The sequence below is a fragment of the Arcticibacter svalbardensis MN12-7 genome (assembly GCF_000403135.1).
GTDB classification, from domain to species: domain Bacteria; phylum Bacteroidota; class Bacteroidia; order Sphingobacteriales; family Sphingobacteriaceae; genus Arcticibacter; species Arcticibacter svalbardensis.
In genome coordinates, this window is the sequence record NZ_AQPN01000141.1 from 70,650 (window position 1) to 85,536 (window position 14,887).

Sequence of the window (14,887 nt, forward strand, 5' to 3'; positions counted from 1 at the left end):
TAAATTATAAATTCATAAAGAAAAATTTTAAACGAATTCTATGCATTAGGACTATTTGTAACAAGGTTTAATCACGGGCAGAAAAATACCATGCAAAATCTGATTTTATAAGTAAGAGAACAGAACATATCTTCAATGAATCACTAGCTTTACAGTGCTAATTAAAAAATATGAATGAGTGGTAGCTTAAATAAAGAAAATCCGGAAGTAAGGCTAAGAGCATTCCGGGCAGTAGATGAACCGGAAACCTGCGAACTCTTTATTGAAGGACATACACACGTTTTAACAAGTATAGGCGTAACCAAAGTTACTTCATCTAAGAATGAATGGATGTTTAATCCGGCGACATTTGTGATTGTTGTAGAGTCGTTGGATCGTAAAAAAGTATATGGAGGTGCGCGGGTACAGGTGGCAGGAGGCACTGAGCCATTGCCTATTGAACAGGCTACGGGAGCTATAGATCCGCAGATATTTAAATTGGTTTGGGAGTTTGCACAAAAAGGTACTGGCGAGTTATGTGGATTATGGAATTCGCGCGAGATCTCGGGATATGGCATTGGCTGTATTTTTCTAATCCGTGCTGCGGTTGCTATTTCCACTCAAATAGGTATCGAGTCGCTCTTTGCGCTGTGTGCTCCATATACAATAAAACCGGTTGAAGCAATAGGCATGGAGCTGGAAGAAAGTATTGGTAACAATGGGACTTTTTATTACCCTAAACTCGATCTTCTGGCTACGACGATGTTATTAAAGGATGTGTCTACTATCAAAAGAGCCTATCCTGAAGACAAGGATGCTATTTTTAAAATCAGGGAAACTTTAAATATTATCCGTCTGGAGGAATTAAGGCGGAAAACCATCAAGATCCATTATGAAACTGAGATTCCTTTTATCGATAAATGGGATCTGGGAAATACAATTAAAAATGCAAAAATGAACTTTTTAAAAGGTCAAATCGATGAAGACGATTTAAGTATCTTTTAATTCAATTATCCGTATAACATATATTCATGGAGATAAATCAAAATTATACCCCAACATTATTAAGAATCACTAATCCTGCTGATAAAAAAACGTTCGATGCTTTAATTGACGATAAAAAAATTATGTTCTTTCATGACGAAATTTATGGTCAGTTACAGGAACTAATTAAATCTGAGCATCCTGCTGTAAAGATCAAAAAAGAAGATTATGCGGCATTGATTGATCAGCACCTTGCTGGTACTGATATTCGGGACTATGGGGTATGGGTTTATTACCCCTGGAGTTTACGTATGGTACATCTGCTGGATGAAGCAGAGTTTGTGGAGGTGCGAACCAACAGAAACCGCTATAAAATTACCAGAGAAGAGCAAAATGCGCTTCGCGAAAAGAAGATTGGTATTGTGGGCCTGTCAGTAGGACAGTCTATTGCTTTAACCTTAGCGATGGAACGCACCTGTGGGGAGCTGCGCTTAGCAGACTTTGATACCGCTGAATTGAGCAATCTAAATAGGATTAGGACCGGTGTACAGAACCTGGGTGTCAATAAAGCGATTATTGCCGCCAGGGAAATTCTGGAGATTGATCCTTTTATAAAGGTTCGTTTATACATGGACGGCCTTCAGGAGGACAATATGAATCATTTCTTTACTGCCAATGGAAAGCTTGATCTGTTTATTGAAGTATGCGACGGACTGGATATTAAAATAGAGAGTCGTTATAAGGCAAAGGAATTTGGAATTCCGGTAGTGATGGATACAAATGATCGGGGAATGCTTGACGTGGAGCGTTTTGACCTTGAGCCTGATCGCCCTGTTTTGCATGGTCTAACTGAAGGATTGGATCCAAAAAGTATAAGAGGGCTGAGCAATGAAGATAAAGTGCCCTATATTTTGCGGATGATAGGTGCAGATACGATATCTACCAGGATGAAGGCCTCTATGCTTGAAGTGGAACAATCTATCAATACCTGGCCTCAACTGGCATCATCGGTAACTTTAGGGGGTGCGCTTACCACTGACGTGTGCAGAAGGATTTTATTGGACCAATATCATGAATCAGGCCGGTATTACATTGATCTGGAAGATTTGGTAAAGGATGAGAAAATAGTACATACGGAGAAAGAGGTTAAAGAAGTAAATCCATATTTGCCTATTGAAAGGTCTGATATAAAGGCCCAGGTTGATCAGTATTTTCAAAATAAGGAAGGTTCGGCGTTTGGAGTTACTGAAAGTCAGCTTAATCGTTTGATTGATGCCGCTATAATTGCTCCATCTGCAGGGAATAATCAACCCTGGAAATGGTTCTATAGTCATAACGTGTTGTTTTTATTTCATGATAAATTTCAGTCCTGGTCATGGGGCGATTATTATGAAATGGGATCTCATTTGTCGCTTGGTGGCGCTTTGGAAAACGTGCATATCCAAGCTCAGGCATTAGGTTTAAATGATCATATCGAATTGTTTCCTGTGAAAGATAGGCCGATGATGATTGCTGCTATTCGTTTTAGTGCTTCAAATGAAGAGGTTACAGCGGATGCGGTTGAACTGGCGAAATATATTTATATTCGTAATACGAACCGAAAACTGGCGGAAAGAACAGTGTTAGGATCTGATTTTTATCATAGGATGGAGAATGTGGTCCATCAGATCGATCATGTAAACCTCCACTATACGGAAGATGAATTGGCGTTGGCTGAATTAGCTGATATAATTGCTGAATGTGATAAGGTTAGGTTACTGAACCAAATGGGTCATGAGGAGTTCTTTCATGAAATAAGATGGAACAAAGAAGAGGCTGGCAAGACTAAAAATGGTGTTGAAATTGATGCGGTTGATATAACCCCAAGTGAAAAGGCCGGTTTTAGGGTTGCTCAGGATTGGAATGCAGTAAAATTACTGGCGCAATGGGACAAAGGCAATGCGTTTAAGAAAATGTCGCTGGATGGTATAAAGTGTGCTTCTGGCATTGTGGTATTAAGTGTACCTGAATTTACACATGAGGCATTGATTGAGGCGGGAAGGGCAGCACAAAAGGCCTGGATTTTTGCCTGTCAGCAACATGTTGCCGTACATCCAATGCTTTCTACTGCTTTCTTTTTTAATCGCCTGATGCATGGAAAAGGAAAAGAATTGCCGGCGCATGTGGCGGATAAATTGTCTTTATTGAGACAACGTTTTTTAAAGGTGTTCGCATTGGAGGATGTAAATGCTGGTAATCCGGTTCAAAAGGAGGTATTCCTGATGAAAGTTTCGATTGCTCCGGATGCAGATAGTACATCCTTAAGGAAGGATAAAACAGAACTATTTGATTGGGAATAAAGGACATATACAATATGATTAACCGAATTAGTGCAGTGTTTCTATTTTTATTTTTCACTTTAAATGCTTCATTTGCTCAGCAGGTGTTGACGTTTAAGGGTGAGCTAGCACCTATTGGTGATCGGGTAGAGATATTGACGGATAGTAATTCTACGATGTCGCTACGATCAGCTTTGTCTTCAAAGGAGTTTAAAAGATCATCGGGTAGTCAGTTCCCTAATCTGGGGACAACCCCTTACTCGTATTGGATCAGGTTTACATTGAAGAATGAGAGTAATTCGAAGGCCATGGGAATCCAGCTGACGCAATCCATGATGGATTATGTAGATTTTTACCAGGTACAAGGAGATTCGGTTACGCGTACAAATTTTACCGGGCACAGAAGGCCTTTTAATAATCGGTTCGTTAAACATCAAACCTACATTTATCAAGTACCGATTATAAAAGGCGAGAGTCAGACAATTTATCTGAAGGTGAAAAGTGGGAAGCAACTTACGCTGCCTATTTACGTCGGTTCGATAGAAGAGGTAGTGGAAAATGCCATGATTATTGATTTGCTGTTTGGCATTTATCTCGGGATAATAATGGTTATGCTGCTTTATAACCTGTTTATTTATTTTTCGATAAGAGACATTACCTATTTATATTATGTGTCTTATTTGGGCATTGTAATGCTTACGCAGGCATCTATGCAGGGTTATATCTTCCGGTTTATTCTTCCTGCCTATCCGGAAATAGCTGATATGTTCATCTATATCAGTACTTCGCTTATTGGTATTGCGGCCATTGAATTTTCAAAGCACTTTCTTTCTTCTAAACAATATACGCCATTACTACACCGGATATCCTACATTTTTTGGGCTTTATATGGCATCCAGATTTCTTTGGCTATAGCTGGATTTCACAATTTTAGTTATACCATGATGTTGGCTTTGGCCATGGTTAGTGCAGTGTATGTGTTGTATATGGCTGTAGTGATCATGCTGAAGGGATTTCGCCCTGCAAAGTTCTTCCTGATAGCCTGGACCGGTTTTATCTTTTGTGTGATCATTTATGTACTGAAAGATTTTGACCTTATTTTCCATTACAACAACATTACCAACTTTACCTTACTGATTGGATCTGCTTTCGAAGCGATTATGCTATCATTTGCATTAGCTGATAAGATAAATATTCTTAAAGTGGAAAAGGAGCAGTCGCAGCTGGAAACTTTAAAGGCATTGCAAGAGAATGAGCGGATCATAAAAGAGCAAAATGTTGTTCTGGAAGCAAGAGTGATTGAACGTACATCGGAATTGCATGAAGCCAATGAGGAGCTTAATAGTACGTTAGAAAATCTGAAACAAACACAATCTCAGCTTGTTGAATCAGAAAAGATGGCTTCATTAGGTCAGCTCACTGCAGGTATAGCACATGAAATAAATAATCCTATAAATTTTGTCACTTCCAATATTAATCCATTAAAGCGGGATATTGATATTTTACTTGCTGCACTGGATGAAATTGAAATTGTTGGTTTGTCTGATAGCACTATTTCTGCAAAACAGCTGCGTATTAAAGAATATAAGGAAGAGCTTGATTTTGACTATCTTAAGGTAGAAATTAATCAGCTGGTTAAAGGGATCAATGAAGGAGCATCGCGCACTGCAGAAATAGTAAAGGGACTTCGGGTTTTTTCGCGGTTGGATGAAGATGACCTAAAGAAGGCGGACATTAATCAGTGCCTTGATTCGACCATGATTATTGCTAATAATCAATTGAATAACAATATTAAGGTAATAATGGAGTATGGTGAATTGCCTTTAGTTGAATGTTATGCCGGAAAGCTAAACCAGGTTTTTCTGAATATTATTATTAACGGTATACATGCTATCCATACAAAATTTGGTAGTACTTCGGGTGGAGAGTTGAAAATTGCGACTTATGCTGATGAAGAAAATGTGTTTATAAATATTTATGATAATGGAATAGGAATGGGACCTGAAACGCAGAAAAAAATATTTGAGCCGTTCTTTACTACTAAAGATGTGGGTGAGGGTACCGGTTTGGGTATGTCAATTGCATACAATACGATCAAAAAACATAAGGGTCAGATAAGTGTTATGTCTTCACCAGGTGAAGGCTCGCAGTTTAGTCTTCAAATACCCATTCATAATAATCAATCATTATCTCATCTGAATTAAGTTGTTCGCATAAAATAGAACCCAATGGCAGAAAAGATAAAAATTTTATACATTGATGATGAGCCTGATAATTTAATAGGTTTCAAAGCATCCTTTCGCTTTGATTATCAGGTTTATATTGCGGAAAATGTAGCAGAAGCCTACTTGCATCTGGAAAAAAATTCTGATATAAGGATTGTATTTTGTGATCAACGGATGCCTGATCAGACAGGAGTTGAGTTTTTTGATGACCTTAGATCTCAATATCCATCTGTAGTTAGGATACTGCTAACGGCTTATACCGATGTGGAGTCTATTATTGATGCAATCAACAAGGGGAATATTTTCAGGTTTGTTAAAAAGCCATGGGCGGAGATTGACATTATTTCAGCAATTGAAGAGGCCAATAAATTTTTTATCAGCAATTATATGCTTGCTGTTAAGCACGATGAATTGCAGAAAGCATATAGCGAACTGGATAAGTTTGCCTATAGTGTGAGTCATGATATCCGTGGTCCGCTTTCTGGTATTCTGGGTGCAATCAATGTAGCCAGGGTAACTGATGATGTTGAAGGTATGAAAGAAGTGTTGGGCATGATGGAGAAATCGTTGGAAAACCTCGATAATTACATTGTGAATATGCATGAATACCATAGTTTGCAAAGAGGAGAACTGAAGATTAAAGAAATTGATTTCAAGGAGATAGCATCAGGTTTAAAAAATATTTATCAGGTAATTGCAGAAACAAGGAACATCTCTTTTATTTTAAAGATTGATCAGTCGGAACCTTTCTATAATGATGAGGCGCCAATACAGCTTATTCTGAATAATCTTTTATCCAATGCGTTCAAATATCAGGAAAAGGGAAAGTCGGATAAAGTTGTTGAACTCAGTATTGAGGTGAACAAAGAACAGGCAACTTTTCAAATAAGTGACAATGGAATTGGGATTCTGAGAAATCATATCAATGAGATTTTTAATCTGTTTTACAGGGCTACATCTCAATCTACAGGATCGGGTTTTGGTCTTTATAATGTGAAGAGTGCAATATTAAAGCTAAACGGACATATAGAGGTTAGCTCCGTGTTGAATAAGGGAACTACTTTTAAAGTGATTATTCCGAGTAAGTAAGCTTTGATGGTGTTTAATCGAGTAACTTTTGCCTTAATATAAATTCAAGCTGATCATTAGAGGTGGCTAATTTTTCATTCATGATTTTCACTTCTTCGTGTTCCTTATATACCTCGTATGCACGCTTAATTGTCATATCAAGTTCTTCTTCATTCCATGGCTTACTCAGGTAATGGAATATTTTCCCCTTGTTTACGGCGTCTACTACGGCTGCCATATCAGCATAACCAGTTAATAGGATGCGGATAGGATCGGGAAATTCCTCAATCACTTTTTCTAAAAATTCGACGCCTGTCATATTGGGCATTCTTTGATCCGTGATGATAATGTGGACTTGATTGGAGCGCATTAATTTAAGGGCCTCATCTCCACTGTTAGCAATCAGAACTTTATATTTTATGCGGAAAACAGCCTTAAAGGAAAACAGGTTATTTTCTTCATCATCAACATAAAGAATTTTGATTTTTTTATCTGGCATATGTGAAGCTTTATCAGAGTGGTAAAGTTACTGATTTGTTATTTGATACTATTTGCTTGAAGTGCTCAATGATAAGTCAGTATATACAGGATAGTGATCGGAAGCTTTTTCTGCCACAATAATATGTGAAAGAACGCTCCATCCGGGTGAAGTTAGAATATGATCAATTTGATAGCGTAAAAAACCTTTGTGCAGGGTTACCGCGTATAGGCCACTTCCTTTTTCTTTATATGTGCTTTGCATTCCTTTTGCCATTTGATTGAAAGCGTAGGAAGAGGGTGGGTCATTGAAGTCGCCACAAATAAGATAAGGATAGGGACTTGTAGCAGCATGTGCACGCACCAGATCGACCTGATGGGCACGTTCAAGAAAGGCTCTTCTTAGCTGTCCGCCAATCTTTTTAGAGGGTCTTAGCTTTTGTGTTTTACCCTTAATGAATTTACTCATATAATTGAGCTGATATTGCTGGAGGCGAATAGACTCGAGGTGAACGGCATAAATCCTGAATGTGTGCCCATTCTTTAATAAGTCGACATAAATACATTGATTGCCATCATGATCCTCTGAAAAGGGAATTATTCCCTTTGCTACAATAGGATATTTAGCGAAAATAGCCATTCCTGAACCTTGCTTGCTAAAGTCTACATAGTGGAAGTTAGTAGTGTGGAGGATTCTTTTTAAGGAATCTACGGAATTTAGCTTATTAGGCCTGGTATCGCTATAAAATTCCTGAAAACAGGCTACATCGGGCTGAATGCGATTGATTATGCTGAACACACCTAGGCTGTTTTCAGGGTCCTGAGTGGCTTCATTAAAAAAATGAACGTTGTACGTCATCACTCTGATTGCGGAGGAATCGGCCAATGCACTTTTAGGTTCCATTAATGCTCTTTTATGCAAGCTGAACGAGTTTGTCAGGTTAGACCATCCCAATAAAATACAGCAAAGCGGCACTAGTGCAAACCAGGATCGTTGTAAGGTTAATATAAACAGGAAGAGGAAGGTAATGAGCAATACGGGCACGTAAGCCAGGCTGATGAACGCTAATGGCCAAAATGACCGGGGATCTATGTGGCCAGCCAGATAGGTTAATAGCAGTACAATACAGGATAAAACAGTGAAAAGGCGAAGGATTTTGTTCATACTTTTTTCGTCAATACATTCTTGGCAAACTCATTTTATATTTTACCGCCACAATTCGTATGATGCAGATCACAATAATTGAAGTAAATCGGGTGATATTAATATCGATTCCTACTTTTATCAATGTAATATACACCAATCCTCCAGCAATACATGCAGTAGCATATATTTCTTTTCGAAATAGTAATGGGATATTATTCAGTAATATATCTCTGGTAATACCTCCAAAACATCCGGTTATGGTACCTAAAGCAACACATATTTCCGGTTTTAATCCTGCATTAAGACCTTTTTGTACACCTAGGATGGTAAACAAACCAAGACCAATGGTATCAAATAGAAATAAAGGTAGCTTAAAAGCTTTTAGACGCTTCCAGAAGATTAATGTTGCAATGGTTGAAAAAAAAGTTACACCAGCATAAAATTTATCCAGCATCCAGCTTACCGGTAACTCACCCATGAGTATATCGCGAACCGTTCCTCCTCCAATAGAGGTAACAAAAGCAACTGTTAGGACACCGAAGATATCGAGCCTTTTTTGGATCCCGGCGAACGTTCCGGAGATAGCAAAGGAAATACATCCCAGAAGTTCTAGTGCATAGCTTATCGTCATTATTTGACAAATATATTAACTTTACCCTATGGATTCTATTGGACATACATATCGGGCTAAAAATGCACGGATTGCGGTTATTGGTCTCGGATATGTAGGATTGCCTCTTGCTATCGAATTTGCTAAAAAATACCCTGTATTGGGTTTCGATATCAATCAGGGGCGTGTAAAGGAACTGTCGGAAGGACGAGACCGTACACAGGAAGCTGATATTGATGATTTACAACTGGTTATGGTTAGCAAAGGTCTTTGCTTTTCATGGAACAAGGAGGATTTATCTGCTTATAATACCTTTATAGTTACTGTGCCTACTCCAATAGATGAGTTTAAATCGCCCGACCTTCAACCTTTGATAAAGGCTTCCGAAATGCTGGGTTCGGTATTAAAAGCAGGTGATGTGGTCATTTATGAGTCTACAGTTTATCCGGGTTGTACAGAGGAGGTATGTATTCCTGTACTGGAAAAAGTATCTGGTTTAGTATTTAATAAAGATTTTTTTGCGGGATATTCGCCTGAACGTATAAATCCCGGAGATAAAATTAATACGCTCACTAAAATTAAAAAAGTAACCAGTGGCTCAACGCCTTTCATTGCTGATGAAGTGGATGCCTTATATGGTTCTATTATTTTAGCCGGAACGCATAAAGCACCTAGTATAAAGGTTGCGGAAGCATCGAAAGCGATCGAGAATGCGCAGCGTGATGTAAATATCTCTTTTGTGAATGAACTCTCGCTCATTTTTGACCGGATTGGAATTGATACAAATGATGTTATTGAAGCTGCAGGTACCAAATGGAATTTTTTAAAATATAAACCAGGACTAGTTGGAGGGCATTGTATAGGGGTCGATCCTTATTATCTGGCTTATAAAGCGCAGTCGCTGGGGTATCATCCACAGGTTATTTTATCAGGCAGAAGGGTAAATGATGCCATGGGGGCTTTCGTAGCTGATAAAGTGGTTAAACTTATGATTCAAAAAGATCAACGTATTAAAGGCTCTAAGGCGTTGATTTTAGGGGTTACTTTCAAGGAGAATTGTCCTGATGTACGCAACACCCGTGTGGTTGATATTTATCATGAATTAATGGATTTTGGAGTAGAAGTGGTTATTTATGATCCATGGGCAGATAAAGAAGAAGTTAAACGGGAATATAAGGTGGATATATTAAATACATTAGATATGAGTATTCGCTATAATGCCATAATAGTTGCGGTAGCTCATAAAGAGTTCTTAGGTTTAGATTATGAGGCCTTAAAGATGGAAGATGGAGTAATATTTGATACTAAAGCATGTTTAAGACGGGAAATAGTAGATGCCAGGTTATAATTGGTCTTATAAAGTCGAAAATGTGGAATAATAGATAAAATAATAGAGCGGAAGTTTAGAGATTAAATATATTTTTGTTTTGGTTTTAAATCTTATCAATTAATTTTTAACAAAAAGAACATGATATATAAATGTTGTTTAATAGTAAAGACATATAATTTCCTAAATTCCTTACTAATAGTCCGAAAGAGTATAAATACAATAAGTTCATAATTGTATTTATACTCTTTTTTTTATTTAAAAATATAAAAACTCTTTATTTTTATTTGCGTATAAATACCTTATTATATACGTATATTTACTTATGGCACAGATGGTAATAGAAAAATCGATAAGCTTTCATGATCAGCCAATGCTGAAAATGAATGGAACTGATTATGTAGTCAACATTGAGGAGATCGAGGCATTCATTGAGCAGTGTGGAAAATTTATGCCTTTGGACAATGTGGCACAATTTGAGGTGCTTACTCAAGAAATTTCGGACACGTTAATTGACTCTGCACGCGGAGATTTAACCATTGAACAAATAAGACCACATCTCCTCTTTTTAAGAGAAATTGGTTTCTTATTAAAAACAATGTTAAGTCCCGTGCAAGAAAACAATCTACCTATCTAATTTAATGGGTTACCCCCTGATTATGGGGGATTATTATCGCCGATCTTTTATAGATAAAGCGAATTCTTTTCAACGTAGGCTAGTAGTAGCTGGTTATGTTTTTCCAACAAGTCAATATATTTGTCTTTCCAATATTGCTCGTTTCGTGTTCTTCCGTCAAATTCCTCCTCAACATATACGGCTTCATCAGGCGTGTTAGGGAGGCTTCGTTGGTCGGTTTTCATAAATAACTCAGGAAACTCATTTGAGAAGTCATGTTTAAGAGCTACACCAATTTTATGAATAATTGCAGGTTTTAGATATTTTTGGTTAAACCAATTATATACTGAGCGGCGATTAACATCCGTCAAGCGTGCAAGTTCACTGATGCTGTACCCATTTCTCCTAATTACCTTCTCAATAATTTGTCCATAGTGCTGATCTTTGAAATTTTCATTCATGTTTTTTTTTAGTTAAGCCTGTGCAGCCAATGCTGAACCAGCAATAGAATTTGCAAATATGATATTTTGATTAACGGATACTTTTGCGATCAATACGCAATCTAATTGTTGGATACTTATTAAAACTGATTTGCCTTTAACCTCCATAATTTCCCCCTCACAATTAATGAAAGCTCCTTGTGTTATCTTGATTCGATCTCCAGGAGAAAAATCTCGTATGCTTAAAGTTTCAATATCTTTGTATGTATCTACTATTTGTCTTATTTTTTCAATATCAGCATCATTTACTATTGCCGGTTTACCGCAGTAATAAATAAAATTGATGATTCCCATTGTTTCTCTTACTTTATTTTGTTCCAGTGAATTAATACGAACAAATAAATAAGAACTAAACAAAGGCATTTCTACAGTTGTGTTTCGGTCTGCCCATTTACGACTAGTTTTTACCAGAGGGCAAAAACATTCTATATCTTTTTCCTTTAATAAGCGATCAACTTTCTTTTCCCATTTTGAACGTGTATAGATCACCATCCATGTCTTTTTTAAACCTTCATTTTTTGTAAGTAAAGTTCCGTTCATATCCCTGATTTCTGACCTTGTATAACTTGTATTAATCTTGTTATTATAACTTAACATTAATACGAAATTAATTAAAAACCTTCTCGAAAATCTGATACTTTCTCACCATGTATAACACTTTGTAGATAAGTGTGAAAACTTATGAAACATATTGAAATATTGAACTGGTTACTATTATTTACAATAGTTCACACATATAATTAATTGGTAGCCAGTGTTTCTCATTAATTCCCGCGTTTTGCTACATATACTAGATTTATTCCTATAATCAGAATAACGACGTTACTTTTATGATAATAATTAAAGGCATATTCAAATAGAGATTAATTTTTTTAATGACTTAATAGCACTTTATTTATGTTTTATTAAGTGATGTAAAGAATACTTAATATGGATTGCTGTTAAATATTTTTTCACTCTTGTTATTCAAATATGAGGTGTGATTTTATAATACTCAGTTTGCCAGATCAATTTAATATTTCAACAATTAAATAGCTATATCTAATCTATCAATAAATGAAAGTACTGCATGTTGTTCCTTCAGTGAATCCTAATTTTGGCGGAGTGTCTCAAGCTGTAAGGACACTTATTATTGGCTTGTATGATGAAGGAATTCAAAATGAAGTTGTTTGTCTTGATGATCCTCTAAGTGATTATATCAAGAGTAGTGCTATCAAGATTCATGCTGTTGGACAAGGAACAGGTCCATGGCATTATCATAAATCTTTTTATCCTTGGTTAATACAGAATCTTAAGCTATATGACAATGTTATTCTTCATGGTTTATGGCAATATCCTGGATATGCATTGTATAAAGCACTAAAAGTAATTGCAGAAAATCGGCCTAAATTATATATCATGACTCATGGTATGCTTGATCCATATTTTCAAAAAGCGGAGGGAAGAAAGTTAAAAGCGATACGGAACATTATTTATTGGAAATTAGTGGAGCAAAAGCTTGTTAATTTTGCAGATGGCATTTTATTTACATGCGATGAGGAAAAAAGATTAGCACAAATGACCTTTCTGCCATTTCACCCTAAAAGCGAATTGGTAGTAGGACTTGGTGTTGAAGAACCTCCTGTAAAAAACGCAGTGATGATGGCGGATTTCTATGCGCGTTTTCCGGAACTTGAAAATCAGCGATATCTACTTTTTCTTGGTCGAATAGATGAGAAAAAGGGAATAGCGATGTTGATTCAGGCCTATAAGCAATTTACTCATTCGCTTTTAGAAAAAGATCCTTTGCAGGTACTACCTAAATTGCTTTTAGCCGGACCAGGGTTAGAGAGCCTGCATGGAAAGCAGTTAATGGAACTGGCTGAATCTATTTCGTCTAGTAGCAATCACATCATTTTCCCTGGAATGTTGTCTGGTAATTTGAAATGGGGTGCATATTATGGGTGTGATGCATTCGTTTTGCCCAGTCATCAGGAGAATTTTGGTATCGCAGTAGTTGAAGCTTTGGCTTGCAGTAAACCGGTGCTGATATCAAATCAGGTGAACATATGGAATGATATTGCTAATGAAGGTGCGGGATTAGTTGCTGATGATACCTTATACGGTACAGGAACTCTTCTTCAATTTTGGCATAACTTATCTTCTAATGATAAAATAGTTATGGGAGAGCATGCCAGGCAGGCTTTTGAGAGTCGTTTCGCTCTTGCAATTGTGATGAAACAGTACGTGGAAAAATTGAATCTAGGGAGAGTAGTTAAAAAACAGCATGAGCCAAAAGAGGTATCTGTTTCCCCTATTCATGAAGAGGAACATAAGTTTAAAGCTAAAAATAGGAAGGTCTGTACTCCTCATAAAAAAAAGGTGTTAATTCTGGGAATCAATTTTGCTCCCGAATTAACCGGAATAGGAAAATATACAGGTGAAATGGTGGACTGGCTTGTAGATGATGACTACCAGGTTACCATGGTTACATCTTTTCCTTATTATCCTAACTGGAGTATTCATAAACCATATTCGGGCAAATGGTTTAAAAAGGAAACAGAGAAGGAAGGGAAGCTTACTGTTTTTCGTTGTCCTATGTACATACCTTTAGTTCCTTCCGGTTTAAAGAGAGTTTTGCAAGAGCTTACTTTTTTTATAAGTTCATTTTTTATAATATTCTTTTTGCTGTTCAAGAAAAAACATGATCAGATTTTTGTAATGGCACCTCCTTTCCATTTAGGTTTTCTTAGTCTGTTTTATCGTTTTTTTAAAGGTGGTAAGATAGATTATCATGTGCATGATATGCAAATTGAGTCTGCCAAACAGTTAAGAATAATTAAGGGTGACATTGCTTTCAGGATTTTATTCATGCTCGAAAAATATATACTGAATAGTGTGGATTATGTAAGTACTATTTCAGGAGGAATGAAAGCGAATATTCAAAAGAAGGTTCAGCGTGATATTATTATGTTTCCTAATTGGGTCGATACTCAAAAGCTTTTTCCTATTACTGATCGGCAATCATTAAAAAAAGCCTGGGGATTTAACGTAGAGGATAAAATTATTCTTTATTCAGGAAGTATTGGTGAAAAACAGGGTTTGCAAAGCCTGGTTCCTATTGCTAAAAGCTTGCAGGCTTATGGATTTATTAAATTTGTGATCTGTGGAATTGGACCATATAAAGAGCACTTGATTAAATTAGTTAACAAGGAGCGGTTAAGCAATATCTTTTTCTTGCCACTTCAACCTCTAGAACAGTTTAATAGCTTGTTAAATATGGCCGATGTGCATCTTGTTCTACAAAAGAAAAATGCAGCAGATCTAATGTTGCCATCAAAATTAACAGGAATATTATCATCAGGAGGTTTGGCTCTAGTAACAGCCGATCCGGGCACTTCTTTATATAAAGTTATAATGGATCATGAAATGGGAATTGTGATTCCAAGCGAGGATGATAATGCTTTAAAAGAAGCGATTCTGGATTGCTGTGTATCAGACCATACCAGCGAAACCGTAAATGGTCGCTGGTATGCTGAAAAGTATCTGAATAAAAATAATATAATTAGCAATGTGATGCTATATCTTACAGAACCTTCATTAGTAAATAAAAGTACCTTAGAATATCTTGATCTAAGGCATGCATAAATTAAAATA

12 protein-coding genes are annotated in these 14,887 nt (G+C 36.7%); 7 read left to right on the forward strand and 5 right to left on the reverse strand.

Going from position 1 to position 14,887, the window contains the following annotated elements; translation table 11 throughout:
- Positions 1-174: 174 nt before the first annotated feature.
- The 4 genes from ADIARSV_RS18490 to ADIARSV_RS18505 are packed head-to-tail and all read left to right on the forward strand — an operon-like array spanning position 175 to position 6,595.
- Positions 175-984 (forward strand): hypothetical protein, encoded by an 810-nt coding sequence (locus ADIARSV_RS18490; RefSeq protein WP_016197186.1) that lies wholly within the window; start codon positions 175-177, stop codon positions 982-984.
- A 26-nt stretch (positions 985-1,010) separates the two neighbouring features.
- A complete protein-coding gene (locus tag ADIARSV_RS21315; RefSeq protein ID WP_016197187.1) occupies positions 1,011-3,302 on the forward strand; it encodes an Rv1355c family protein in 2,292 nt (763 codons plus the stop codon).
- 14 nt (positions 3,303-3,316) lie between these two features.
- Positions 3,317-5,485 carry a sensor histidine kinase gene (locus ADIARSV_RS18500; protein WP_016197188.1) on the forward strand — a complete coding sequence of 723 codons (2,169 nt, stop codon included), beginning with the start codon at positions 3,317-3,319 and terminating at the stop codon, positions 5,483-5,485.
- Between the two features lie 24 nt (positions 5,486-5,509).
- A complete protein-coding gene (locus tag ADIARSV_RS18505; protein WP_016197189.1) occupies positions 5,510-6,595 on the forward strand; it encodes a hybrid sensor histidine kinase/response regulator in 1,086 nt (361 codons plus the stop codon).
- 13 nt (positions 6,596-6,608) lie between these two features.
- Here the strand turns inward: ADIARSV_RS18505 and ADIARSV_RS18510 are convergent, their stop codons facing one another.
- The 3 genes from ADIARSV_RS18510 to ADIARSV_RS18520 are packed head-to-tail and all read right to left on the reverse strand — an operon-like array spanning position 6,609 to position 8,829.
- A complete protein-coding gene (locus tag ADIARSV_RS18510; protein WP_016197190.1) occupies positions 6,609-7,073 on the reverse strand; it encodes a response regulator in 465 nt (154 codons plus the stop codon).
- Positions 7,074-7,121: 48 nt separating this feature from the next.
- On the reverse strand, positions 7,122-8,216 hold the full coding sequence (locus tag ADIARSV_RS18515) for an endonuclease/exonuclease/phosphatase family protein (protein ID WP_016197191.1): 1,095 nt from the start codon (positions 8,214-8,216) through the stop codon (positions 7,122-7,124).
- 10 nt (positions 8,217-8,226) lie between these two features.
- Positions 8,227-8,829 (reverse strand): trimeric intracellular cation channel family protein, encoded by a 603-nt coding sequence (locus ADIARSV_RS18520; protein ID WP_016197192.1) that lies wholly within the window; start codon positions 8,827-8,829, stop codon positions 8,227-8,229.
- Between the two features lie 28 nt (positions 8,830-8,857).
- Here ADIARSV_RS18520 and ADIARSV_RS18525 point away from each other — a divergent pair, with 28 nt between their 5' ends.
- Entirely contained in the window at positions 8,858-10,156 is a 1,299-nt protein-coding gene (locus tag ADIARSV_RS18525) for a nucleotide sugar dehydrogenase (protein ID WP_016197193.1), read from the forward strand.
- Positions 10,157-10,469: 313 nt separating this feature from the next.
- Positions 10,470-10,772 carry a hypothetical protein gene (locus ADIARSV_RS18530; protein WP_016197194.1) on the forward strand — a complete coding sequence of 101 codons (303 nt, stop codon included), beginning with the start codon at positions 10,470-10,472 and terminating at the stop codon, positions 10,770-10,772.
- A 47-nt stretch (positions 10,773-10,819) separates the two neighbouring features.
- Here the strand turns inward: ADIARSV_RS18530 and ADIARSV_RS18535 are convergent, their stop codons facing one another.
- Together ADIARSV_RS18535 and ADIARSV_RS18540 are read right to left on the reverse strand one after the other, a co-directional pair.
- Entirely contained in the window at positions 10,820-11,212 is a 393-nt protein-coding gene (locus tag ADIARSV_RS18535; RefSeq protein WP_016197195.1) for a helix-turn-helix domain-containing protein, read from the reverse strand.
- 12 nt (positions 11,213-11,224) lie between these two features.
- Positions 11,225-11,791, reverse strand: coding sequence for a UpxY family transcription antiterminator (locus tag ADIARSV_RS18540; protein ID WP_016197196.1), 567 nt, complete (start codon positions 11,789-11,791; stop codon positions 11,225-11,227).
- Between the two features lie 516 nt (positions 11,792-12,307).
- Between ADIARSV_RS18540 and ADIARSV_RS22265 the strand changes: the two genes are divergently transcribed.
- The gene (locus ADIARSV_RS22265; RefSeq protein WP_016197197.1) at positions 12,308-14,878 is read left to right on the forward strand and encodes a WcaI family glycosyltransferase; all 2,571 of its coding nucleotides are present in this window, start codon (positions 12,308-12,310) and stop codon (positions 14,876-14,878) included.
- Positions 14,879-14,887: the final 9 nt, after the last annotated feature.

What these genes read in the sequence shown, in the direction of transcription:
- ADIARSV_RS18490 (WP_016197186.1), top strand. Translation starts at nt 175, where the DNA reads ATGAGTGGTAGCTTAAATAAAGAAAATCCGGAAGTAAGGCTAAGAGCA.
- ADIARSV_RS21315 (WP_016197187.1), top strand. Translation starts at nt 1,011, where the DNA reads ATGGAGATAAATCAAAATTATACCCCAACATTATTAAGAATCACTAAT.
- ADIARSV_RS18500 (WP_016197188.1), top strand. Translation starts at nt 3,317, where the DNA reads ATGATTAACCGAATTAGTGCAGTGTTTCTATTTTTATTTTTCACTTTA.
- ADIARSV_RS18505 (WP_016197189.1), top strand. Translation starts at nt 5,510, where the DNA reads ATGGCAGAAAAGATAAAAATTTTATACATTGATGATGAGCCTGATAAT.
- ADIARSV_RS18510 (WP_016197190.1), bottom strand. Translation starts at nt 7,073, where the DNA reads ATGCCAGATAAAAAAATCAAAATTCTTTATGTTGATGATGAAGAAAAT.
- ADIARSV_RS18515 (WP_016197191.1), bottom strand. Translation starts at nt 8,216, where the DNA reads ATGAACAAAATCCTTCGCCTTTTCACTGTTTTATCCTGTATTGTACTG.
- ADIARSV_RS18520 (WP_016197192.1), bottom strand. Translation starts at nt 8,829, where the DNA reads ATGACGATAAGCTATGCACTAGAACTTCTGGGATGTATTTCCTTTGCT.
- ADIARSV_RS18525 (WP_016197193.1), top strand. Translation starts at nt 8,858, where the DNA reads ATGGATTCTATTGGACATACATATCGGGCTAAAAATGCACGGATTGCG.
- ADIARSV_RS18530 (WP_016197194.1), top strand. Translation starts at nt 10,470, where the DNA reads ATGGTAATAGAAAAATCGATAAGCTTTCATGATCAGCCAATGCTGAAA.
- ADIARSV_RS18535 (WP_016197195.1), bottom strand. Translation starts at nt 11,212, where the DNA reads ATGAATGAAAATTTCAAAGATCAGCACTATGGACAAATTATTGAGAAG.
- ADIARSV_RS18540 (WP_016197196.1), bottom strand. Translation starts at nt 11,791, where the DNA reads ATGAACGGAACTTTACTTACAAAAAATGAAGGTTTAAAAAAGACATGG.
- ADIARSV_RS22265 (WP_016197197.1), top strand. Translation starts at nt 12,308, where the DNA reads ATGAAAGTACTGCATGTTGTTCCTTCAGTGAATCCTAATTTTGGCGGA.